The organism is Kitasatospora sp. NPDC101183, from assembly GCF_044767945.1.
Classification (GTDB): Bacteria; Actinomycetota; Actinomycetes; order Streptomycetales; family Streptomycetaceae; genus Kitasatospora.
The window spans coordinates 263,967-285,080 of sequence record NZ_JBIWOW010000006.1 but is presented as its reverse complement, the minus strand read 5'-3'; the positions used below and the strand labels follow the sequence as shown (position 1 = coordinate 285,080).

Genomic DNA, 21,114 nt, shown 5'->3' with positions numbered 1-21,114 from the left:
GTTCGGTTCCGTTCGGGGGGCACCACTAATCCACGCCCCGGGGGGCCGGGGCAAGACGTTGCGGTTTTGTGGACTGCGTGTTAACTGCCTCTGTCCGGGCGGTGGTTGTGTCCGCAATTGCCCCGCGGGGGGTTCGGCCGGATCGGGGTGAACCGGGTGGGGGGCGGCGTCCGTTGGCGGCGGCGGGCGACCTGGCGGGATCGGCGCCGGGGGTGGTCGCGGGGCCGCGGCGGGGGCGGCGGGGGTGCGGTTTTCGGCCGACTCGCGGGCGGCGGGCTGGAATCGGACGGGATGTCCGTTCCGCGGCGCGGGCGGCGGGGGCGGCCGGGGCGCGGGCACGGTTGGGGCGTGCCGGGGCCCGTGCGGGAGGGCGGCGCGGGAGAGGTTTCGTACGGGGGTGCCTGGTGCGGGGGTGTCGCGGTGGGCCCGGGGCGCCCTGGGTGCGGGAGGGTTCACCTCCCGGCGTCCCCGGGTGGCCGTTTAGGCCGGGACGATCGCGAACGAGCCGTTGGACAGGGCGGTCTCGGTGTACGGGCCGCTGTTGATGGCCTGCGGGTTGTAGGCGTCGAAGACCTGGCCGTTGACGGTGACGTTGGTGAAGTCCAGGCGGTTGAAGGACGGGTAGCTCTGGGACGGGGACTCGATGACCGCCTCCGCGCTGACGTTCTGCCCGTCGAGCTGCTGGACGGTGCTCTCGCTCCAGCCCTTGGTGGTGTCGCTGATCTGCAGGGTGTAGGAGCCGCCGCCGCTGTTGACGACGGAGGCGGTGAACACGTCGCCGGCGTCGACCGGGTCGGAGAAGTACTGCGGCGGCGCCGGGTACATCTCGTACCAGGCCGAGTAGACCGGGGAGCCGCTGGAGCAGTCCGCCTGCACGCCGGTCTGCTCCACCGTCTGGGAGCCGTAGCCGTCGATGCCCACCCACGGGGCGAACAGGTCGCTGGAGGTGTTGCACTGCACGGCGGGCATCGTCCAGGAGCCGGTCACGCTCTGGAAGCCGGAGCCCTGGGCGACGTAGCCGCCCCAGACGCCGCCGTCGTAGCGCGGTCCGTGCCCGAAGTGGTGCGCCCCGTACGCGGGGCGGGCGGTGTGCGGGGCGGGGGCGGCGGAGGCGGGGACGGCCGCCGCGACGGCGGGCAGGGCCAGCGCCGCGGCGAGCGCGAGGCGGACGGTACGGGACAGGGCCATGGGGGGCTCCTCGAGTGGGGGTTGTGGGGCGGCGCCCAGCTTGGGCGCGGCGGCGGCGCGGCGGGAAGGGCGGGGCGGGGACCGGAACGCGACATGGCGGGAACATGCCGATCGGTCAATCCCTTGATTTCGGGCACCCGGTGGCGCACAGTCGCAGGCGGGCGCATCGGGCCCACGGGTGCGGCGGGCGGTTTCGGGTACGAGGAGGGGCCGTGGCGGGGACGGGCGTGCTCGCCTCACTGGGCCTCGGCGCGGCGGAGGAGCGCCTCTACCTGCACCTGCTGGGCACCCGCGCCGCCGACCCCTACCACCTCGCCCTGCAACTGCGCCTGCGCGTACCGGCGGTGACCGCGGCGCTGGCGGCCCTGGCCGGGCACGGCCTGGTGCGCGCCCAGGGGGACGGGGCGTGGAGCGCGCTGGCCCCCGACGTCGCGCTGGAGGAGCTGCTGGAGCGCCGCGAGAGCGAACTGCGCCGCGCCCGCACCCGCCTGGGCGAGCTGACCCGCGCCTACCGCCAGGGCCGCGAGGACCCGCGCGGCGACGGCCCCGCCGAGGTGGTGTGCGGGCGCCGCTCCATCGCCGAGCTGTGGCGCACCCTGCAGTCGCGCACCCGCACGCAGATGCGCGTCCTGGACCGCCCGCCCTACGTGCGGCGCAGCGACGCCGACACCGAGCTGGCGCTGCTCGCGCGCGGGGTGCGGGCCCGGGTCGTCTACCACGCCGGGGTGCTGCGCGAGGCGGGGCGCCTGGAGCAGATCCACGCGTTCGCCGCCGCCGGGGAGCAGGCCCGGGTGCACACGGAACTGCCGCTGAAGCTGGCCCTGTTGGACGAGAGGTGGGCGCTGCTGCCGGTGAGTGCGGGCACGGAGCTGACGAGTGTGCTGCTGGTGCGTCCGTCCACGCTGCTGGAGGCGCTGGCGGGGCTGTTCGAGCTGTACTGGGCGCAGGCGGTGCGCCTGCCCTCGCCTGGTGGGGAGGGCGGCGGGCAGGTCGGGGGCGGCGGGGAGGGGGAGGCGGAGCGGCAGCGGCGGCTGCTGGCGCTGCTGGCCGCGGGGCTCACGGACGAGTCGATCGCGCGTCAGCTGGGGGTCTCCACGCGGACCGTGCAGCGGTGGGTGCGGGAGCTGATGGACCGCTTCGGGGCGCGGACCCGCTTCCAGGCCGGGATCCAGGCGGCGCGCGCCGAGCTGCTCTAACCGGCCCGGCCCGGCCCGGCACGCGGGGGCCGTTCGGAAGCGTGTGCGCAGGTCAGGGGGCCCGGCCGGGAGAATGGGGCGCGTGCGACCGTACGGGCACCGCGTCCGGACGGCGCCGATGCGAAGAAAGCGAAACCCCCACATGGATCTCGGCGTGCGCTGGAAGCTGCACGGTGACGGGCGTACCCCCGCGCCCGGGGCGGTCGTGCGCCCCGACGAACGGCTCTCCTGGCCCAGGACGGCCGGGCTGGGCGCCCAGCACGTGGTCGCGATGTTCGGCGCCAGCTTCGTGGCGCCGGTCCTGATGGGCCTGGACCCGAACCTGGCGATCATGATGTCCGGCGTCTCCACGGCGATCTTCCTGCTCGCCACCCACGGCCGGGTGCCCAGCTACCTGGGCTGCTCGCTGTCCTTCGTCGGGGTGGCCGCCGTCATCCGCGCCCAGGGCGGCTCCAGCGCCGTCGTCACCGGCGCGGTGTTCGTCGTCGGCGCGGTGCTCTTCCTCGCGGGGCTGGCGGTGCGGCGCTTCGGCGCGCGGATCATCCACGCCGCGATGCCGCCGATCGTCACCGGCGCGGTGGTGATGCTGATCGGCTTCAACCTGGCCCCCGTCACCGCCTCCACCTACTGGCCCCAGGACCAGTGGACGGCGCTGCTGACGATGCTGTTCACGGGGCTCGCGGTGGTGTGCCTGCGCGGCTTCTGGTCCCGCATCGCGATCTTCCTCGGGCTGCTGTTCGGCTACGGGATCTCCTTCCTCTTCGACCGCGTCCTCGGGAAGGTCCACGGCGTCGACGCCGCCGGGCACGCCACCGCCCACTGGCGCCTGGACCTGTCCGGCGTCGGCCGGGCCGACTGGGTCGGCCTGCCCGCCTTCCACGGCCCCTCCTTCCAGTGGTCCGCCGTCCTGGTCGCGCTGCCCGTGGTCATCGCGCTGATCGCCGAGAACGCCGGGCACGTCAAGGCCGTCGGCGAGATGACCGGCGAGAACCTCGACGACCAACTGGGCACCGCCATCAGCGCCGACGGCGCCGGGTCCATGCTCTCCACCGCGCTCGGCGGCCCGCCCAACACCACCTACTCCGAGAACATCGGCGTCATGGCCGCCACCCGCGTCTACTCCACCGCCGCCTACTGGGCCGCCGCCGGCTTCGCCCTGCTGTTCGGCCTGTGCCCCAAGTTCGGCGCCGTCGTCGCCGCCGTGCCCGGCGGGGTCCTGGGCGGGATCACCGTCATCCTGTACGGGATGATCGGGCTGCTCGGCGCGCAGATCTGGGCCCGCTCCGGCGTCGACCTGCGCAACCCGCTCAACCTCGTGCCGGCCGCCGCGGGCATCATCATCGGCGTCGGGAACGTGACGCTGAAGTTCACCGACACCTTCTCCCTGAGCGGCATCGCGCTGGGCACCATCGTCGTCATCACCGGCTACCACGCGCTGCGGGCGCTGGCGCCCGCGCACCTCAAGGAGCAGGAGCCGCTGCTGGACTCGGGGACGTCCTCCTACGACCGGGAGGAGGACGGGCGGGGGCAGGGGCAGGCGGGCTGACGGTGGGGCTGACGGTGGGGCTGACGGGCGGGGCGGGGCGCGGGTGATCGAATACCGCCTGTGCCCCGTCCCCGTTCCCGTCCCCGTTCCCGAGGTGAAACCGTGCCGCCGCTGCGCTCCGTCCGCTCCTGTTCCCGTCTGATGAGGCCGCTGTGCGCGGGGGCGGCGGTGCTGCTCGCCGCGTCCTGCTCGGCCTCCCCCGGCGGGGGCGGGGGCGACGGTGCGCGGCCGTCCGGGAGCGCGGGCGGGCGTACGTCCGGGAGCGCGTCCCCCGGCGGGGACGGGGGGCGGGTGATCTGGAGCGCCGACACCGCCGCCGGCCCGTCCTCCTTCGCCTCCGTGCAGTGCGCCGCCGGGGACTTCACGATCGCCGACGACCCCGCCAGGGGCCGGGTGTGGCGGGCCCGCCAGGCCCCCGGCGCGGAGCGCTGCGAGGCGCTCGGCCCCGAGCTGAAGGCCGGCGACACCTTCTACCTCGGCTGGTCCTCCCGCCTCGACATCGGCGACGACGGCGACCGGTACGTGTTCCAGCTCAAGTGCGACCCCAGCACCGGCACCGCCAACCACCCCGTCGAGATCGACGCCACCGCCGGGCGCCTGCGCCTGCAGGAGTGGGACACCGCGCATGTGGCACACCCGCTGTGGACCGCGCCGAACGCGAACGGCCAGTGGCACTCGTACGTCCTGAAGGTGCACCTGGGCCGCGGCGACGGCACCCTCGACCTGTGGTTCGACGGCGCGCGCCAGAACCTCGCCGGCGCCTCCCCCACCTTCACCGGCACCACCTTCGACGGCACCCGCGACTACCTCAAGTGGGGCTCGTACCACCCGAATCCGGGCGAAGCCGTCAACACCTTCACCAGCCCCGTCATGGCCTCCTCCCTGGCCGCCGCGACCCCCGCGCCGGCCGCCCTTGCCAGATAGGTGCACGTGCAATTATTGTCGATGCAGAAGTTGGTGGCGCCCCATACTTCTCCGTTCCCGACGATCCGCACCCAGGAGCCCGCCATGAGCAGCGCCCTGTTCACCCCCCTCACCCTGCGCGGCGTCACCGCCCCCAACCGGGTGTGGATGCCGCCGATGTGCCAGTACAGCGCCGCCCCCGGCGGGGACGCCGTGGGGGCCGCCACCGACTGGCACTTCACCCACCACGCCGCCCGCGCCGCCGGCGGCACCGGGCTGATCGTCGTCGAGGCCACCGCCGTCAGCCCCGAGGGCCGCATCACCCCCTACGACCTCGGCCTGTGGAACGACACCCAGGCCCGCTCCCTGGAGCGGATCACCGCCTTCCTGCGCGAGCAGGGCACCGTCCCCGCGATCCAGCTCGCCCACGCCGGGCGCAAGGCCTCCACCGAGCGCACCTGGGTCGGGCGCGGGCGCCCCCTGGCCCCCGAGGAGCCGTACGGCTGGCGCCCCGTCTCCTCCGGCCCCCACGCCTTCTCCCCCGCCCACACCGCGCCCGAGGAGCTGAGCGCCGAACAGATCGGCACCGTCGTGCGCCACTTCGCCGAGGCCGCCCGGCGCGCGCTCTCGGCCGGCTTCCAGGCCGTCGAGATCCACGGCGCCCACGGCTACCTGATCCACCAGTTCCTCTCCCCCCAGACCAACCGCCGCACCGACGCCTACGGCGGCTCCTTCGAGGGCCGCGCCCGCCTCGCCCTGGAGGTCGCCGAGGCCGTGCGCGCCGTCTGGCCCGAGGACCTGCCGCTGTTCTTCCGCGTCTCCGCCACCGACTGGCTCAGCGAGAACCCCGCCGACGCCCGCGAGGGCTGGACCGTCGAGCAGAGCGTGCGCCTGGCCAAGGAGCTCGCCGCCCGCGGCGTCGACCTCGTCGACGTCTCCAGCGGCGGCCTCGTCCCCGACGCCGCCGTCACCACCGGCCCCGGCTACCAGGTCCCCTTCGCCGAGGCCGTGCGCACCGGCTCGGGCCTGCCCGTCGCCGCCGTCGGGCAGATCACCGGCGCCCGCCAGGCCGAGGAGATCCTCGCCGCCGGGCGCGCCGACGCCGTCCTGATCGGGCGCGAGCTGCTGCGCGACCCCTCCTTCGCCCGCCGCGCGGCCGCCGAGCTGGGGGACGCGGTGCGCGGGCCGGTGCAGTACCACCTGGCGTAGCCGCGAGCCCCTTCTCCGCCCGGCACGGGGGTACGGGCGGGGCGGGGCGCGCGGCGGCCGTACGGTGGGCGGGCCCGCCCGGCACGGGAGTTGGGGCCCCGGGGGCGGGCGGGGCACAAATGCGGTGCCCGGGGGCGGGGGTTCGCGCGAGAATGCGCGGCATGGACGACGTGGTGGCGGGACCTGTGGGGACGGCGGATCCGGCGGGGCGTGTGGCGCAGGCGGCGCGCACGGCGCGCGACTCCGGGGAGGACGAGGACGGGCACGCCTACTGGGCGGTGGTCGAGGCGGCCGCCGCGCAGGACGCGCCCGCAGCGCTGCGCTGCGGGCTCGAACTCCTCGCCTCGCAGGGCGACCTGGAGCGGGCGGCGGGCTGCGACCTGCTCGGGCGCGCGGCCGAGGGCCACGAGGACCTGCGCGCCCCGGCCGCCGACGCACTGCTGGCGCTGGCCGCCGGGACGCTGGCCGCCGGGGCGCAGGCGCCCACCGGCGTGCTGACCTCCCTGGTCTGCGCGCTGGGCCGCACCGGGGACGTGCGCGCCGTCCCCGTCCTGGCCGGCCTCGCCGGCCACGAGGACGCCGACCTGCGCCACGCCGTCGCCTCCTTCCTGCCCCACGTCGCCACCGGGCGCCCCGACGGGCAGGACGTGCGGGCGCTGATCGGCCTCACCCGCGACCGCGACCCCTGGATCCGCGACTGGGCCGCGTTCGCCCTGGGCACCCAGCTCGACCACGACACCCCCGCCGTGCGCGAGGCGCTGTGGGCCTGCGCCACCGACGCGCACGAGGAGGTCCGCCGCGAGGGCGTGCGAGGACTGGCCCGGCGCCACGACGCGCGCGCCGTCCCCCTCGTCGCGCAGCTGCTGGCCGGCGGCGACGAGGAGGGCCTCGACCTCGCCCTGGACGCGGCCGAGGTCCTCGGCTCCCCCGCACTCCTGCCCGCCCTCGGCGCGCTGACCCCCCGCTCCCCCGAGGCCGACCGGGCGCTCGCGGCCTGCGACCCCGACCGGCGCGCCCGTACCGAGGACGACGCCTGGGCCGTGGTCGTCGAACTCGAGCGCCTGCGCCCCGGCATCGGGGCCGCACTCGCCTGGCCGCGCTGCGAGTCGGTGCACGGCCTCCGGCTCACCTGCCTCCACACCCCCGAGGACACCGCCTACGACGCGGCCGCGCTCCTCGCCCGCGCCGGAGGGGACCCGGCACGGGCAGCGGCCCTGGTCCTGGCCGACCTCGACACCGAAACGGTTTCCGATCGGCAACCGGTGTGAAGTCTCAGCCCGAGGATCGGGACAAGAATCGGCGATTACGATTACCCGTGAGAAACCGGTCACGGGTGAGGAGCTGACACGATGACGGCGACGACGGACAGGCAGCCGGGCCTGCCGGACGGGTTCGAGGACGCGCTCTCCCACCTGCAGTGCGCCCTGGTCGCGCGCCGCTCGCGCACCGACCCCGAAGGCCTGACCTGGCAGCAGTACGACGCGCTGGAACTGCTGCGCCTGCGCGGCGCGATGACCCCCTCCCAGCTCGGCGAGCGCCTCGGCGTCTCCCGCCAGACCACCAGCAAGGCGCTGCGCGTCCTCAAGGACCTCCACCTCGTCGGCCAGCGCCCCGCCGGCCCCGACCGCCGCGAGGTCGACACCTACCTCACCCCCGAGGGCGCCGCCCACCTCACCCGCGCCGCCGCCCAGCGCCGCCACAACGCCCGCACCGCCGCAGGCGCCCTCAGCCCCGGCGAACGGGCCCTGTTCGCCGAACTGTGCGCCCGCGCCGCCCGCGCCCTGGAGGAGGACGCCGGATAGGGGCCCGTGGCCTGCTCAGCCCTCCAGCGGCTCCACGCGGATCGGCTCGACGCGGATCGGCTCCGCGCCGCCGAGGTACAGCATGCACCCCTCGTTCTCCAGGCCCGCATCCTCCGGGTCCCCCGTGAACGCCTTCTCCGGCGGGAGCACCCAGATCCCGGCGGTGGGCGCGGGCGACCAGCCGAGGTTGCGCACGGGGTCGTACTCCTCGTAGTGCCCGACGAACAGGCGCGTGGGCGGGATGGAGACCACGCACAGGTCTCCGGCCCGCAGCTCGCAGGCGGCCGGCTCCACGACGTAGGGGACCCACTCCCGGGAGTCCCCGCGCGGGAGCGAGAACCTCCCGTCCCACCGGATGTTCGAGGAGTCGTCGGGGGTCCCCCACGGCCATGCGAGCGTGATGTGGCGCGCGTGCGCCGAGACCACCCTGGCGCGCGCGGGGGCGCAGGAGACGACGGCCTCGCCCCCGGAGCGGGGAACCGTGCGGACGCCCTCGGCCGCGAGGGCCTCGTGGCGCGGGCCGGGCGGGCCGAGCGGGCCCGGCGGGCCGAGCGGGCTCACAGGGCGATCGGGCGGTAGCGCAGGGCCTCGTCGAGGACCTGCTCGTCGGTCATGTCCCCGCTCTGCAGGAAGAGGATGTCCAGCAGGTACGGGTTGTACGGGTAGAGCGCCTCCAACTCGTCGAGCAGCGCCGTGCGCTCCTCCTCCGTGTACCTGCCCGACCTGAGGCGGGCGATGATCGGCAGGCCGCGGGCGCGCAGTTCGGCCCGGGCGCGGTCGACGGGGCCCGTCACCGCAGGCCGTCCGGGGCCGGGAGGTCCGCGAGGGTGTCGAGTTCGCGGCCGATCGCCCCGCGCAGGGCGTCGTGGCGCGGGCCGAGGGCGTGCGCGGGGTCACGCCAGTTGTCGGCGGGGTAGAGCCACACCGGGCCGCGCACCAGGCCCGGGTCCTCCCAGTCGTAGCGGGGCCACACGTGCGCGTGCAGGAACGCGTCGGTGTTGCCGAGGATCTCCAGGTTCACCCGCCGGAACGCCGGGTCCAGGCTCCGGCAGGCCCGCTCGACGGCCTCGCCGAGGCGGTCCATGTCCGCCAGGAACGCCGCACGCCGGCCGCGCGGGAGGTCCGACAGCCGCTCCACGCCGGGCTCGTCGGCCAGCAGCACCGAGTACCCCGGCAGGAACTGCACGTCCCCGATCACCGCGAACCCCGCACCGAGGCGGCGCAGCACGGTGGGGTTCGTGCCGGCCAGGGCGGTGCCGATCCTGTCGGCGCGCCAGTCGTCGTCGCTCATGGGTGCGCACCCTACACGCGCGGCCCAACTGGCAGGCCTGGCAGGCGCGGTGCCGCGCAGCCAGGGCGCGGGCGGGCGGGCCCGTGCCGGGCCCCCGGGCGCCGGAGCGAGGGGCCATGCCGCACCGGACTCCCCGGGGTGTGGCGAGCATCCGCCAGCGGCGATGTTCTGCGCACAAGTGCGCACCACGGACCGTCACGACGAGGTTCACCGCCGATCAGGCGAGCATCGGCTCCGTGCGCCGCTGGGCGCAGCGAGTCATTCCTGAACTCGGCCTAGCTGCACATGAGTTGGGCGATCTCGTGGGCGACGTGCAGGTCGTGCTGTCCGAGCTTGCGACCAACGCGGTCGTCCACGGCTGCGGGGGAGGCGGGCGGGCGTGGTGCTGGGCGCTGCGCTGGGGCTCACCGGGGGCGGCGCGCTGCAGGTGTGCGTCAGCGGCCCCGGGGCCGATCTGCCCGAGGTGCGGTCGGCGGACGGGGGCTCGCGCTGGTCCTCGCACTGGCGGACCGGTTCGGCGTCGACTGCCTTGTCGGGGGCGGGAAGTCGGTGTGGGCGGAGTTCGACCTGCCCGCACTCGCCCAATCCGTGCCGCTCACCGTCGTCGCCGTGGCCGCCGCCCGGGAAGCCCGGCCCCGCCGGTCGGTGTCGGCGCCGCCTCAGGGCCCGGCGGCGCTGGAGCGAATACCCGCAGCCTGACCAGGCCCCCCACAGCACCCGCCCGGCGAGGGCGGGTTGCGAGTAGGCGCGGCACCGCCGCTCCGACCGGCGCCGCGCTCACCGCACCACCGGACCGGCGCCCCACACGGGCACCGGTCCGGTCAACCCCGGCGGCCCGTTGGCGAACTGGGCCGCCTTCGCACGGCCCCGGCATCCCCCGTGGGGCCGGGCCCCCATCACCGACAAGGAGGGGAACCCCCGTGACCGCCACGCCGATCGACCTCTTCCTCACCCGGGCCGCAGCCCTGCTGACTCGGTCCGACCGAGGTGGATGTGGGCCTGGCAACTTTCCTCGCCTCAGTAGGCTTCGAGGGAGTACTCGACCCCGTGCCAGTTGAACTCCCCGGTCTCCTTCCATTTTGGGCCACCGGAGCCGTTAGTGAAGAGCCCCGCGGCATGTCGAGCCATGTCGCGATAGAAGGCAGCCTGGTTCTTGTTGTAATCCTTCTGCTTGTGGGGGTCAGGGCGAAACTTGTACAGATGCTGCGAGTTAGGCACGCCATTGGCTGAGATCTGAAGTTTCCTGCTTCCGGTCCTGTCCTCGTTGTAGCTGAACTCCTGGCCATTGACTTCCACTTCGGGCATGATGGCCCGCCTTCCTGGTCGGTTCTTCATCGGACGTGTGCGCCCCCGGCTGTGGTCGCCGTTTCAGGGCAGCGAGGTTCCTTTTATGGCCGCCTGCCTAATTTTCTGCAGCAAGCGGCCATCAGTCACTTTTTGTCCTCGTACGTGACTTCGACAGGCTCGTCCGGCACAGTCACATTGAAGTCGAGGACGTCCGTTTCCCCGTCCACCCTGTAGACGACATACGTGTGCACGGGGTACCAAGTGGAGATTGCTTCATCGTGGTCCGGAGTGATCGACCTCGAATAGTGTCTCTCATAGGTATAGTTTTCCGTGATCGTTTCAGTGGTGGTGACATTAAGGTCGTGGCCGAATGATGCGCCGATCTCGGCAGAGACCCCCCAGAAGCTGAAACCAGCATGTGTGTTGATACTAAAACTCGTGGTTTCCGAAATCACCTTCCCCTTTTCCTTTGTCACACCCTCGGTGGTCGACCATCCGTATTCCTTGGTCTCGTGAGCTGCATACGTTTGCCATCCCACGCGGTGCCAGCGGGACCACTTCTCGATGATGTAGTACGGGGAGTTCTTTCCCTGCCACGCAGAGTCCTTCCCGTGGTCGTCCTTGATGAGGAAGTAGGGAGCGGCCGTGACACCGGTCAGGACGCCCTTCTCGTCCGGCACCCAAGTCGGCGGCTCATTCATATCCTTGAGCTTTGGGGTGGCAGGCATAGCACTCGGCTGCTTTAGCTTGACAACAGCGGAAAATTCTCCCACTTCCTCCAGGGAGAACAGGTCTTTTCCGTTGTCTAGCTTATCGTCAGTGAAATATGGCTCTTCCACTGTCAAATACTGGGCGACATATGTGCTCCAAAGTCGGACATAGCCGGAACCAGCATCCTTCACCTCCCACAGGATTCCCCCTTTATGGGAGGTCTTTTGGTCGTTCCAGTAGGGAATGTAGTCGGCTCGCACGGAAGGCCCATGCCCCTCGATGGAATGCACTCCAGCGAAACGTCCAGTCACAGCGACAGGGCGTTTCAGGGAATCTCCGGCGACGACTGCGATCATCCAGTGTTCCGGATGCAAGGACGCCCGATGAAATACCCACGTAAACGGCTCCTTCTGGAAACTAATTCCGGAGAAGAACGATCCGTTGTACTTGCTTTTGATGTGGTAAGTCTTGCCAATCGTGGGGATGCTCATGGAAGTTCACTTCCTTCGTGGTGCTGGAGCACTGCGCGCGGGCCGCATGCGGCGGAGCGCCATACATTCAGTGCGCATAGAAACCATCTTTAGGGTGCCTGTTTCTGTGGATGATGTCGCAGTAGATGAGCCACTCAGGTGACCCGGGCCCGACCTCTGTGCCCCGTCCGCTGCCCGGCGGCTCGTAAACCACCGGTCAGTACAGCTCATGCGCATCCGCCTCTCACAGCGGGCGCATCCCGCCAGGCATGTCCGGGAACTGGAAGGAGTACCGGCCGAGCATGCTGACGTGGTGTCGGACGAACGGGGAGAGGCAGGCGACGTCCTACTCGCGGACGTCGAAGCCGTCGGCGAGGAGTCCCGGGGGTGCGCCGTCGATCAACGCGAGCGTCGTGTCCAACTTCCGGGGGTGATCCCGAGCATGTTCCCGTGGGAACGCCGAGGAACAGAAATGCGCGGTGAAGCGGGGAGATCCCGGGAGATTCTTGCAGCTCACAGCGTTGTCGCAGGTCGGGCAGGGGTCCGGTTCCGGTTCCCGACCGGCAGCGGCGGCGCGTTCCCGCCGCTCCCCCAGGAGGCGTCGCGGCAGGCGGCGACGGTCCGCCGTCCGGCGGGGTTCACCTGCGGCGGGGGTGAGCCCGGGGGTGGGCGCCCGCCGCCAGGCGGGTGGGGGGCGGATGGCGGGGAACGGCGGGGACTCTTCCCGACCCACCTGATCACGCGCGGGTGTCCCGAGCCCGCCCCGCCGCCGACGGCGGCGGCCTCCTGCCCGCCCCGGACGAACTACCCTCCGTCAGGGCGACGCGTCGCCCTCGCCCTCTTCCCCGGCCCGACCACCCGGGGCAGCCCCGCCGCCCGGTCCCGACACCCTCCGGAGAAGCCACCATGACCACCACCGCCACCGACGCAGTCCCCGCCTACGAGGACGTGAAGGCCGCCCGGGAGCGCGTCCACGGCGTCGTGCGGCCCGTCCCCGTCCTCGAGACCGACCGGGGAAGCTTCGGCACCGCCCGCGTCTTCCTCGCCCTGGACTTCACCCAGTCCACCGGCTCCTTCAAGGACCGGGGCGCGGCGAACTTCACCGCCGCCCACCTGACCGCCGGGACCATGCCCGCGGCCGGGGTCGTCATCGCCTCCGGCGGCAACGCCGGACTGGCCTGCGCCTGGGCCGCGCAGCGCAACGCCATCCCGGCCACCGTCTTCCTGCCCACCACCGCCCCCGCCGTCAAGGTCGCCAAGCTGCGCACGTACGGCGCCGACGTGCGCCAGGTCGGCGCCGAGTACGCCGAAGCCGCCGCCGCGGCCGCCAGGTTCGCCGCCGACACCGGCGCGCTGGCCTCGCACGCCTACGACGACCCGTACATCGCCGCCGGGGCCGGAACGCTGCTGGGCGAGATCCACGCCCAGGTCCCCGGCCTGGACACCGTGATCGTCGCCGTGGGCGGCGGCGGCCTGTTCACCGGCACCGCGGTGGCCGCCCACGCCCTGGGGGTGCGGGTCGTCGCCGTCGAGCCGGAGAACTGCCGGGCCCTGAACGCCGCGATCGAGGCCGGCGAGGTCGTGGACGTCGAGGTCGACTCCGTCGCCGCGGACTCCCTCGGCGCCCGCCGCGTCAGCCGGGCCGCCCTGCACTGGGCGCGGCGCACCGGGGCCCGCTCCGTCCTCGTCACCGACGACGCGATCCGCGCCGCCCGCCAACTCCTGTGGGACCACCGCCACCTGGCCGTCGAGCACGCCGCCGCCACCGCCCTGGCCGCCCTCACCAGCGGCGCCTACACCCCCGGCGACGGCGAACGCGTCGCCGTCGTGCTCTGCGGGGCGAACACCGACCCGTCCGACCTCGTCACCACCTGATCCCCCGCCCGCCCCGGGCGGGTGGAGCGGGGCGGCGGGGTACCGCGACAGTCACAGGAGGTTCAGCGCGTCCAGGGCGAGGTAGGCGGCGGCGGTGTCGGTCAGCTCGCCGCGGCGCAGCACGCGGGTGCGGAACTGGGCGAGGTCGAGGGTGACGACGTCGATGAACTCGGTGCGTTCCGGGGTCGGTTCGGCGATCTTGACGCAGTCGGTGGCGTAGAAGGCGTGGCGGCGGGTGTTGGAGTAGGCGTCCAGCCAGTAGGCGCCGGCGGCGTGGATCTGGCCGTGGTAGCCGGTCTCCTCCAGCAGTTCCCGGGCGACGGCCTCCGATGCCCGTTCGCCGGGTTCGAGGAAGCCGCCGGGAAGTTCGTAGAGCACGCTGTCGGGGCCGGGGCGGTACTGGCGGGCCAGGACGACCTGCCGGTCGGGGGTGAGGGCGAGCACCGCGCCGGCCGGGCGTTCGCTCTTGAGGTAGAACTCCTCGTTCCGTCCGTCGGGCAGTTCGAACACGGTGCGGTCCACGGAGCGGCCGAACTTGCTGAACACGGTGGTGCGTTCGATCTCGCGCCACGAGGCTGTGGTGTCGCTCGTCATGGCCAGGACTGTACGGCGCGGCGGGGGTGAGCCCCGGGGTGGGCGCCCGCCGCCAGGCGGGCGGGGGGTGGACGGCGGGGAACGGCGGCCCGCCTTCCCAACTCACCCGGTCACGCGCGGGTTTGCGGTCAGGCCGGGTGAGGCTGCTGGACGAACGGCAGGAAGAGGTCCGCCGTGGCCTCCGCGTGGACGGTGAACCGCTCGCGGGCGAGGCCCGGGTCGTGGGCTTCGATGGCGGCGGCGAGGGCGCGGTGGCGCTGGTCGGGGGTGCTGCGGGCGCCGGTGCCGCCGGGGTGGTTGGCGAGCAGGCGGGTCAGTTCGTGCTGGATGCCCTGTTCGGCCTCCAGCAGGCGCCTGGAGCCGGAGAGTTCGGCGATGTGCAGGTGGAGGCAGGCGTCGGCGGTGCGGTAGGCCTCGGCGTCGGCGAGGGCCGCGTCGGCGGCGTCCTCCAGTTCGCGCATCCTGGCCAGTCCGGCCTGCGTGGCGCGGCGGGCGGCGCGGGCGCAGGCCTCTCCGGACACGGCGATGCGCCAGGCCGTCAGTTCCTCGATGTCGGCGAGGGTGTACGGGTGCAGGGCGGTCAGTTCGCCGATGCGGGCGAGGATGTCGGGGACGACGTAGGTGCCGGCGCCGTGCCCGCGCCGGGTCTCGATCAGGCCGTCCTCGCGCAGCACCGCCATGGAGTGGCGCACGGTCATGACGGCGACCCCGAAGAGCTCGGCCAGGGTCTTCTCGGGCGGCAGGCGGTCGCCGCCGACGAGGATCCGCGCGCCGATGAGTTCGCCGAGCCTGCGGGCGATGGCCTCGGCGGCCCCGGCCGAACGCACGGGCTCGATGTGCTGGGTCCAGCTCTTGCCATCCATGAAATCTATTGTCTAGATTTCGCATCTCATCTGCAAGCCGTTCACCGGAGACCCTGGAGAGCCTATGAGCGTCACCGACCGCCCGGCACCCCTCATCGGGATACCCGTACGCCTCAGCGACGGTGACGCGCCCGGCGCCGACGAGCGCGTCGGCGAGGCGAACCGCGTCTTCGAGGAGGTCGTCGCCCTGGTCCGGGCCGCCGGCGCCGAGCCCGTCCTGCTGCACCCGCACTCCCCCGACGCCCCGCTGGAGGAGCAGCTCGCCGGCTGCGCGGGCTTCGTGGTGCCCGGCGGCGGGGACGTGGACCCCGCCCTGTACGGCGACGACCCCGGCCACCCGTCGCTCTACGACGTCAACCCCGCGCAGGACCGCCTGGACGCCGCCGTGCTGCGCCACGCCCTGGACCACCGGCTCCCGCTGCTCGGGATCTGCCGCGGCATGCAGCTGCTGAACGTCCTGCGCGGCGGCAGCCTGCACGTCGACATGGCGCCGACCCCCGTCACGCACAACCCTCCGGCCGGCACCGAGTGGGCCGTCCACGACGTCGCGCTGGAGGCCGGCAGCGCGCTGGCCGGGGCGTTCGGGCGCGGGCGGATCGCGGTCGCCTCCGGCCACCACCAGGCCGTGGACCGCGTCGGCGAGGGCCTGCGGGTCACCGCCCGCGCCGACGACGGCTGCGTGGAGGCCGTCGAGACCATCCAGGGCCCGGACGCGGCCTGGACCGTCGGCGTCCAGTGGCACCCGGAGGCGCCCGTACCGGACGAGGGACTGCGGCTGCCGCTGTTCCGCACACTGGCGGCGCGGGCGGACGCGCGGCGCAGAGCGGAGCCGCGCCCGTGAGCGGCACGCAGGCCCGTACGGGCGCGGCCCCGCGTGAGGGCGAGGCCGTCGACGGGGGCGGGCCGCAGCTGTCGCGCAGCCTGCTCAGCCGCCACATGACCATGATCAGCATCGGCGGCGCGGTCGGCGCCGGGCTGTTCGTCGGCTCGGGCGTGAGCATCCAGCAGGCGGGCCCGGGCGTCCTGATCGCCTACGGCGTGACCGCCGCGATCGTCGTGGTCGTCATGCGGATGCTCGCCGAGATGTCCGTGACCCGCCCCGACACCGGCGCCTTCGCCGTCTACGGCCGGCTGGCGTTCGGCCGCTGGGCCGGGTTCGCCAGCGGCTGGATCTACTGGGTCGGCTGGCCGCTGGGCATGTGCATCGAGTCCATCGCCGCCGGGCAGATCGTCCACGGCTGGCTGCCCGCCCTGCCCGTGTGGCTCGTCGCGCTGGTGATGCTCGCCGCGGTGAGCGCCGTCAACCTCGTCTCCGTGCGCGCCTACGGCGAGATGGAGTTCTGGGTGGTGTGGGTCAAGGTCGCCGTCATCGCGCTGTTCATCGCCGTCGGCCTCGTCGCTGTCGCCGGCCTGCTGCCGGGCACCCCCGCGCCCGGCACCGGCAACCTGCTGGGCCACGGCGGCCTGCTGCCGATGGGCCTGGGCGGCGTGGTGATCGCCACCTCCGGCGCCATGTTCTCCTTCTCCGGCACCGAGATCGTCACCATCGCCGCCGGCGAGGCCGAGGACGCCGCCGCCGCGATCCGCAAGAGCACCCGCACCATCATGTGGCGCGTCAGCGTCTTCTACCTCGGCTCGCTGTCCGTCGTCGTCCTGCTCCTGCCCTGGGACAGCGCCGCCGTCGGGATGAGCCCCTTCGCCGCCACCCTCGACCACCTCGGCGTGCCCGGCGCCTCCACCGTCCTCGACGTCGTGCTGTTCGCCGCGATGCTCTCCACCATGAACTCCCAGGTCTACGCCAGCTCCCGGATGCTGTTCGCCCTGGCCCGCGACCGCGACGCGCCGTCCCTGTTCGCCCGCATCTCCCGGCGCGGGGCCCCGCACACCGCGATCCTGTTCACCTCCGCGCTGGCGGGCCTGTGCCTGCTCCTGCAGGTCTTCCACCCCACCACCGCCTTCAGCCGGCTCGTCGACATCACCGGCGACACCGTCTACATCACCTGGATCGGCATCGCCGCCTCCCACCTCGTCCTCGGCCGCCACGACCGCTGTGCCGGGCGCCGCCCCGCCCCCGGCACCGCCGTCTGGCTGTTCCCGTGGCTCACCTGGGCCGCGCTGCTGGCCCTGCTCGGCCTGTACGCGGTGATGATCGCCCTCGCCGACTCGCGCGAGGACGCCCTGCTGGCGCTCGCCCTCACCGCGGCCGTCTGCCTCACGGGGCTGTGGCTGCAGCGCAGGCGGACGCCGGGCGCCTGAGCGCGTTCCGCCCGTCACCGGGTCCGCCGGTCCCCCGGCGGACCCTCAGTGCTCCGCCCGCGGGACCGGGGCTCCCGGGCCGCCGCCGTCCGTACGGACGAGGACGACGCGGCGCGTCGCCCCGGGCAGCCGGGCGACGCGCAGGCGCAGGACCTCGCCCACGGCCGGCGGGTCGCCCGGGCAGGTCACCCGGCCCCACGTCCCGTCGAAGGCGACGGTGAACCAGCGGTGGCACGGGCGCACCGACGTGACGGTGCCGGTCACCTGGGAGCCGACGGGGTGGCGCTCCCCGATCCGCCGCCACTGGTCGTCGTCGTGCGCCCGGTGCGCGGACAGGGGGCCACGGAAGTCGGCCTCCAGTGGCAGGAGCCTGATCTGGAGGCGCCCGGAGCGGCGCACGTCGTGGCGCAGGACCTCGAACCCGGTGCGCGCCCCGGGCCGCGGCCACCGCTGCGCCTCGCGCGGCAGGTGCCCGGCGTCGACGAAGCCCACGGGCAGGCCCCCGAGGTCCACACGGACCCCGGCCGCGGCGCGGCCCGGCAGCACCAGGTGGTCGCGGACCCTGCCCCGGACGAGGCCGCCGAGAGGGAAGCGGCGGACGAGGCCGTCCACGTCGCCGCCACCGTCACCGTCGCCCATGTCCCCCGCCCCCGGACGGGGTTCGGCCCGGCCCGAGGCGCCCGAGCGAGGCGCGGAGGCGGTCGAGGCCCTGCGCCCTCCAGTGGTCCCGGTCGGGCATCTGGTCCTCCCGGCGCCAGCGCCAGGCCGAGAACATGGCCCAGTCCACGGCGCGGCACCGGTGGACGAGGTCGTGGTCGGCCCCCGGGTAGTGCCGCCCCACCTCGTCGGGCGCGTGGGCGATGTCGAACTCGACCGGCCCGCGGCAGCACGTGGCGAGGTCCACGAACAGCGGCCCCCGCCCCGTGTTGAGGAGGTTGCCCGGATGCGGCTCGCCGTGCAGCAGCTGGTCGCGGGCCCGGTCCGCGCCGATCCCGGCGCCCAGGTCGCGCAGGGTGGCGACGAGGAGCTCCCGGTCCGCGCCGGACAGGTCGGGAGAGCGCTCCGGGTCGGCGACCACCGCCAGGGCCCCGGCGATCCGGTCGCCGACGTGCGGCGCGTCGTCCAGGTCGATCCGGCGCAGCGCGGCGTGGTGGCGTACGAGGGCGTGCGCGTAGTCGGCGGGCGCGATCGGCGCCGCCACGGGTTCGTAGTAGGTCCACAGGGAGACGGCGAAGCCGTCGCGCACGTGGACGCGGGGGGCGAGGCGGGGGTCCAGCCCGGCCACCGGGGCGCCGACCTCCGCGAGCCGGCGGGCGGCCTCCACCTCGAGCGCGGACTCGGCCAGGTGCCCTTGGGGCGCGACCCGGGCCAGCACGTCGCACGGCAGCAGGCGCAGCACCGCGCGGTCCGCGTTGTGGACGACGGCCGCGTCGTCGGCCGGCAGGCCCAGCTCCGAGGCGGTCGCCCGTCCCGCCTCGATGGCGCGGCGCAGGTCCGGGGGCTCCATGCTGCCGTTCTCCTTGTCGTCGGGTACGCGGACGGGGGCAGCGGGGCGGCCGGCGGGTGGGCGGCGCGGCCGGTCAGGTGCAGTAGGTGCCGAGGCCGTGTTCCAGCAGGGCGAACGCCTGCCGCGCGGCGGCGACGGCGCCGGGGTGGACGGCGTCGGCCGTCTCGCCGGCCGCGAGGCGTCGCACGTTCTCCCGGACCAGTTCGTTCTGCACGCCGCACAGCTGGGTCGCCGCCGTGCGCGCGGCGACGTCGCGCGGGCCGGTTCGGGTCTGCTCGGCGAGCGCGGCCGCGAGCGCGTCCACCGTGCGGGCGGCCTGTTCCAGCACGCGCAGCCGCAGGCTCGGCGCGGCGAGGACCATGCGGTGGAAGGCGAGGACGTGCTCGTCGTCGTTGAGGCCGGTGACGACGTCGCGCCGGTCGAGCCCGGCCAGGAAGCGCCGGCGCAGGGCGCCGAGCGCGGACTCGCCGGGGTCCCGGGCGAGGACGGTCGCGGCGGTGTCGTCGAAGTGGTCCTCGAACCGGTGCAGGACCAGGTCCTCCTTGGTCGGGAAGTGGTTGAACACCGTCATCGTCGAGACGTCGGCCGCCGCCGCGACGTCGGAGACGGGGACGCCGTCGAAGCCGCGCTCCAGGAACAGCGCGATCGCCGCCTCGGAGATGGCGCGTCGTGTCTGCTGCTTCTTCCGTTCCCGCAGGCCGCCGGTCCCGTTGCTCATGCCGTCACGCTACCACCTGGCTTATATCGCTACAAAGTTTGATTGACATAAGCGTTGTAGTCACTATAAGAATCCTTCTGGGCGGTCGCCGCGGGGCGTCCGGGCCCCGGAGGAAGCGGACGTGATGGGGGACGGGATGGGCGGGACCACCACGGCGGGGGCGCTCCGCGGGGAGGGCGCGGATCCGCCGATGAGCCGGCGGCACGTCGTGATCGCGGCGGTCGGCTGCTTCGCCACCCTGCTGCTGGGGCTGCTCGACCAGAACATCGTCAGCGCGGTGTCGTGGACGATGGTCAAGGACCTCGATCCGCTGCACGGCGTGGACCACCTGCCCTGGCTGCTGACCGCCTACACCCTGGCCGACTGCGTCGTGCTCCCGCTGTACGGGAAGCTGGCCGACGTCTACGGCGCCAAGCGGGTCTACCTGCTCGCGCTCGGCGTCTTCCTGACGGGGTCCGTCCTGTGCGGCCTCGCGCGGAACATGGCCGAGCTGATCGCCTTCCGGGCCCTTCAGGGCGTGGGCGGCGGCGGGCTGATGTCCGTGACCATGGTCGTCCTCGGGCTCCTGGTCCGGCCGGGAGGAACCGGGGAGCAGGAGGGCCCGGGCAGGGCCGGCATGGGCGGGATCATGGTGGGCCTGGGCATCGTGCTGGGCCCGGCCGCCGGCGGGCTGGTCGCCGACCACCTGAGCTGGCGGTGGGTCTTCTACATCAACGTCCCGCTGGGCGTCGCCGCGTTCGTCACCTCCGTGCTGCTCGTCCGGCTCCCGGTGGCACCGGTCGGGCACCGCATCGACTTCCTGGGCGCCGGCCTCGTCGCCGCGGCCGCGAGCGCGCTGCTGATGATCTCCCAGTGGGGCGGCAGGGACTACGCGTGGACCTCGCCGACCATCGAAGGGCTGGGCATCGCCGCGGCGGTCCTGCTGGCCGCGTTCCTCCGGCGCCAGAGGACCGCGCAGGAGCCGATCTTCACGCCCGCGCTGCTGCGCAACCCGGTCTTCCGCGTCATGGTGCCGCTCGGCTTCTTCGGCGGCGTCGGCCTCGCCGGCTCGGTGGCGTACATGGCCGGATACCTCCAGGAGGCCCGGGGCATGACCCCCGCCGGCGCCGGCCTGCTGTTCCTGCCCATGGCCGTCGGCATGACCGTCGTGGGCGCGCTCTCCGGAAGGGCCACGGCCAGGGCGGCGGGCCGGTACCGCTACCAACTGCTCGCCGGCCACCTGCTGGTGGCCGGCGCGATGGTGGTCTTCAGCACCCTGGGGACCGGCACCCCGCTGTGGATCCTGGCCTTGGGGCTGTTCCTGCTCGGCCTGGGCCTGGGGCTGTGCCTGGGCATCGGCCTGATGATCACCCAGCGCGCGGTCGACCCCGGGCACCTCGGCGTGGCCACCACCTCGGTGCGCTTCGCCCAGCAGCTCGGCGCCTCGGCCGGCCTCGCGCTGTTCGGCACCGTCCTCAACCGCGAGCTCGCCTCCAAGCTCAGCAGCGCGGCGGGCGCCGCCGACGCCGGCGGCCGGCTGAACACGGCGGCCCTGCCCACGCTCGGCCCGGAGCAGAGGCACGCCGCGCTGGAGGCGCTCGTCTCCTCCACCCACACGGTGTTCGCGATCGCCGCCTGCGTCATGGCCGTCCCGGCCGCGCTGTCGATGCTCCTCAGGGAACGGCCCGGGCCGCCCGGCGGGCCGTGAGATCCGGCGCC

General features: G+C 73.9%; 21 protein-coding genes. 10 read left to right on the top strand and 11 right to left on the bottom strand.

The annotated features are described in order from the left end of the window. Positions 1–480 precede the first annotated feature (480 nt). A complete protein-coding gene (locus ACIRRS_RS10595; protein ID WP_402967722.1) occupies positions 481–1,188 on the bottom strand; it encodes a G1 family glutamic endopeptidase in 708 nt (235 codons plus the stop codon). A 212-nt stretch (positions 1,189–1,400) separates the two neighbouring features. On the opposite strand from ACIRRS_RS10595, the gene ACIRRS_RS10590 reads away from it, so the two are divergent. From ACIRRS_RS10590 to ACIRRS_RS10565, 6 genes are all read left to right on the top strand, one after another. Further along, positions 1,401–2,384 (top strand): helix-turn-helix domain-containing protein, encoded by a 984-nt coding sequence (locus tag ACIRRS_RS10590; protein WP_402967719.1) that lies wholly within the window; start codon positions 1,401–1,403, stop codon positions 2,382–2,384. 142 nt (positions 2,385–2,526) lie between these two features. Beyond that, positions 2,527–3,930 carry a uracil-xanthine permease family protein gene (locus ACIRRS_RS10585; protein ID WP_402967716.1) on the top strand — a complete coding sequence of 468 codons (1,404 nt, stop codon included), beginning with the start codon at positions 2,527–2,529 and terminating at the stop codon, positions 3,928–3,930. A 291-nt stretch (positions 3,931–4,221) separates the two neighbouring features. Beyond that, positions 4,222–4,854, top strand: coding sequence for a heparin lyase I family protein (locus ACIRRS_RS10580; RefSeq protein ID WP_402967713.1), 633 nt, complete (start codon positions 4,222–4,224; stop codon positions 4,852–4,854). An 84-nt stretch (positions 4,855–4,938) separates the two neighbouring features. Then, a complete protein-coding gene (locus ACIRRS_RS10575) occupies positions 4,939–6,042 on the top strand; it encodes an NADH:flavin oxidoreductase/NADH oxidase (RefSeq protein WP_402967710.1) in 1,104 nt (367 codons plus the stop codon). Positions 6,043–6,203: 161 nt separating this feature from the next. After that, entirely contained in the window at positions 6,204–7,310 is a 1,107-nt protein-coding gene (locus tag ACIRRS_RS10570) for a hypothetical protein (RefSeq protein WP_402967707.1), read from the top strand. A gap of 81 nt (positions 7,311–7,391) precedes the next feature. Next, on the top strand, positions 7,392–7,844 hold the full coding sequence (locus tag ACIRRS_RS10565) for a MarR family winged helix-turn-helix transcriptional regulator (RefSeq protein ID WP_402967704.1): 453 nt from the start codon (positions 7,392–7,394) through the stop codon (positions 7,842–7,844). 15 nt (positions 7,845–7,859) lie between these two features. Here ACIRRS_RS10565 and ACIRRS_RS10560 read toward each other — a convergent pair whose 3' ends face one another. The 5 genes from ACIRRS_RS10560 to ACIRRS_RS10540 all read right to left on the bottom strand — a co-directional run bounded on the left by ACIRRS_RS10560 (position 7,860) and on the right by ACIRRS_RS10540 (position 11,624). Continuing rightward, positions 7,860–8,405: a hypothetical protein gene (locus ACIRRS_RS10560; RefSeq protein ID WP_402967701.1), complete on the bottom strand. Its 546-nt coding sequence runs from the start codon at positions 8,403–8,405 to the stop codon at positions 7,860–7,862. Next, a complete protein-coding gene (locus ACIRRS_RS10555) occupies positions 8,402–8,638 on the bottom strand; it encodes a hypothetical protein (protein WP_402967698.1) in 237 nt (78 codons plus the stop codon). The genes ACIRRS_RS10560 and ACIRRS_RS10555 overlap by 4 nt, the downstream gene beginning before the upstream one ends. Further along, positions 8,635–9,135, bottom strand: a complete 501-nt coding sequence (locus tag ACIRRS_RS10550; protein ID WP_402967696.1) for a diadenosine tetraphosphate hydrolase — start codon at positions 9,133–9,135, stop codon at positions 8,635–8,637. The genes ACIRRS_RS10555 and ACIRRS_RS10550 overlap by 4 nt, the downstream gene beginning before the upstream one ends. Positions 9,136–10,152: 1,017 nt before the next feature. Then, complete coding sequence (locus ACIRRS_RS10545; protein ID WP_402967694.1) at positions 10,153–10,440, bottom strand: hypothetical protein; 288 nt, start codon at positions 10,438–10,440, stop codon at positions 10,153–10,155. A 125-nt stretch (positions 10,441–10,565) separates the two neighbouring features. Continuing rightward, positions 10,566–11,624 (bottom strand): hypothetical protein, encoded by a 1,059-nt coding sequence (locus ACIRRS_RS10540; protein WP_402967691.1) that lies wholly within the window; start codon positions 11,622–11,624, stop codon positions 10,566–10,568. An 885-nt stretch (positions 11,625–12,509) separates the two neighbouring features. Between ACIRRS_RS10540 and ACIRRS_RS10535 the strand changes: the two genes are divergently transcribed. Further along, a complete protein-coding gene (locus tag ACIRRS_RS10535; protein WP_402967688.1) occupies positions 12,510–13,478 on the top strand; it encodes a serine/threonine dehydratase in 969 nt (322 codons plus the stop codon). Between the two features lie 51 nt (positions 13,479–13,529). Here ACIRRS_RS10535 and ACIRRS_RS10530 read toward each other — a convergent pair whose 3' ends face one another. Both ACIRRS_RS10530 and ACIRRS_RS10525 read right to left on the bottom strand, forming a co-directional pair. Beyond that, positions 13,530–14,072, bottom strand: a complete 543-nt coding sequence (locus ACIRRS_RS10530) for an NUDIX hydrolase (protein WP_402967685.1) — start codon at positions 14,070–14,072, stop codon at positions 13,530–13,532. Between the two features lie 128 nt (positions 14,073–14,200). Next, positions 14,201–14,935, bottom strand: a complete 735-nt coding sequence (locus ACIRRS_RS10525; RefSeq protein WP_402967682.1) for a FadR/GntR family transcriptional regulator — start codon at positions 14,933–14,935, stop codon at positions 14,201–14,203. 64 nt (positions 14,936–14,999) lie between these two features. Here ACIRRS_RS10525 and ACIRRS_RS10520 point away from each other — a divergent pair, with 64 nt between their 5' ends. Continuing rightward, entirely contained in the window at positions 15,000–15,776 is a 777-nt protein-coding gene (locus ACIRRS_RS10520) for a gamma-glutamyl-gamma-aminobutyrate hydrolase family protein (RefSeq protein ID WP_402967679.1), read from the top strand. Then, positions 15,773–17,191, top strand: coding sequence for an amino acid permease (locus ACIRRS_RS10515; protein ID WP_402967676.1), 1,419 nt, complete (start codon positions 15,773–15,775; stop codon positions 17,189–17,191). The genes ACIRRS_RS10520 and ACIRRS_RS10515 overlap by 4 nt, the downstream gene beginning before the upstream one ends. Positions 17,192–17,236: 45 nt before the next feature. Here the strand turns inward: ACIRRS_RS10515 and ACIRRS_RS10510 are convergent, their stop codons facing one another. The 3 genes from ACIRRS_RS10510 to ACIRRS_RS10500 all read right to left on the bottom strand — a co-directional run bounded on the left by ACIRRS_RS10510 (position 17,237) and on the right by ACIRRS_RS10500 (position 19,416). Continuing rightward, positions 17,237–17,830, bottom strand: a complete 594-nt coding sequence (locus tag ACIRRS_RS10510; protein ID WP_402967673.1) for a hypothetical protein — start codon at positions 17,828–17,830, stop codon at positions 17,237–17,239. Then, entirely contained in the window at positions 17,817–18,698 is an 882-nt protein-coding gene (locus ACIRRS_RS10505; protein WP_402967670.1) for a phosphotransferase family protein, read from the bottom strand. Before ACIRRS_RS10505 ends, ACIRRS_RS10510 begins: the two co-directional genes overlap by 14 nt. A gap of 73 nt (positions 18,699–18,771) precedes the next feature. Beyond that, positions 18,772–19,416, bottom strand: coding sequence for a TetR/AcrR family transcriptional regulator (locus ACIRRS_RS10500; protein ID WP_402967667.1), 645 nt, complete (start codon positions 19,414–19,416; stop codon positions 18,772–18,774). A gap of 190 nt (positions 19,417–19,606) precedes the next feature. Between ACIRRS_RS10500 and ACIRRS_RS10495 the strand changes: the two genes are divergently transcribed. Further along, positions 19,607–21,103, top strand: coding sequence for an MFS transporter (locus ACIRRS_RS10495; protein WP_402967664.1), 1,497 nt, complete (start codon positions 19,607–19,609; stop codon positions 21,101–21,103). Positions 21,104–21,114 lie beyond the last annotated feature (11 nt).

What these genes read in the sequence shown, in the direction of transcription:
- ACIRRS_RS10585 (WP_402967716.1), top strand. Translation starts at nt 2,527, where the DNA reads ATGGATCTCGGCGTGCGCTGGAAGCTGCACGGTGACGGGCGTACCCCC.
- ACIRRS_RS10505 (WP_402967670.1), bottom strand. Translation starts at nt 18,698, where the DNA reads ATGGAGCCCCCGGACCTGCGCCGCGCCATCGAGGCGGGACGGGCGACC.
- ACIRRS_RS10530 (WP_402967685.1), bottom strand. Translation starts at nt 14,072, where the DNA reads ATGACGAGCGACACCACAGCCTCGTGGCGCGAGATCGAACGCACCACC.
- ACIRRS_RS10550 (WP_402967696.1), bottom strand. Translation starts at nt 9,135, where the DNA reads ATGAGCGACGACGACTGGCGCGCCGACAGGATCGGCACCGCCCTGGCC.
- ACIRRS_RS10535 (WP_402967688.1), top strand. Translation starts at nt 12,510, where the DNA reads ATGACCACCACCGCCACCGACGCAGTCCCCGCCTACGAGGACGTGAAG.
- ACIRRS_RS10565 (WP_402967704.1), top strand. Translation starts at nt 7,392, where the DNA reads ATGACGGCGACGACGGACAGGCAGCCGGGCCTGCCGGACGGGTTCGAG.
- ACIRRS_RS10540 (WP_402967691.1), bottom strand. Translation starts at nt 11,624, where the DNA reads ATGAGCATCCCCACGATTGGCAAGACTTACCACATCAAAAGCAAGTAC.
- ACIRRS_RS10520 (WP_402967679.1), top strand. Translation starts at nt 15,000, where the DNA reads ATGAGCGTCACCGACCGCCCGGCACCCCTCATCGGGATACCCGTACGC.
- ACIRRS_RS10510 (WP_402967673.1), bottom strand. Translation starts at nt 17,830, where the DNA reads ATGGGCGACGGTGACGGTGGCGGCGACGTGGACGGCCTCGTCCGCCGC.
- ACIRRS_RS10595 (WP_402967722.1), bottom strand. Translation starts at nt 1,188, where the DNA reads ATGGCCCTGTCCCGTACCGTCCGCCTCGCGCTCGCCGCGGCGCTGGCC.
- ACIRRS_RS10525 (WP_402967682.1), bottom strand. Translation starts at nt 14,935, where the DNA reads ATGGATGGCAAGAGCTGGACCCAGCACATCGAGCCCGTGCGTTCGGCC.
- ACIRRS_RS10570 (WP_402967707.1), top strand. Translation starts at nt 6,204, where the DNA reads ATGGACGACGTGGTGGCGGGACCTGTGGGGACGGCGGATCCGGCGGGG.
- ACIRRS_RS10495 (WP_402967664.1), top strand. Translation starts at nt 19,607, where the DNA reads ATGAGCCGGCGGCACGTCGTGATCGCGGCGGTCGGCTGCTTCGCCACC.
- ACIRRS_RS10545 (WP_402967694.1), bottom strand. Translation starts at nt 10,440, where the DNA reads ATGCCCGAAGTGGAAGTCAATGGCCAGGAGTTCAGCTACAACGAGGAC.
- ACIRRS_RS10500 (WP_402967667.1), bottom strand. Translation starts at nt 19,416, where the DNA reads ATGAGCAACGGGACCGGCGGCCTGCGGGAACGGAAGAAGCAGCAGACA.
- ACIRRS_RS10575 (WP_402967710.1), top strand. Translation starts at nt 4,939, where the DNA reads ATGAGCAGCGCCCTGTTCACCCCCCTCACCCTGCGCGGCGTCACCGCC.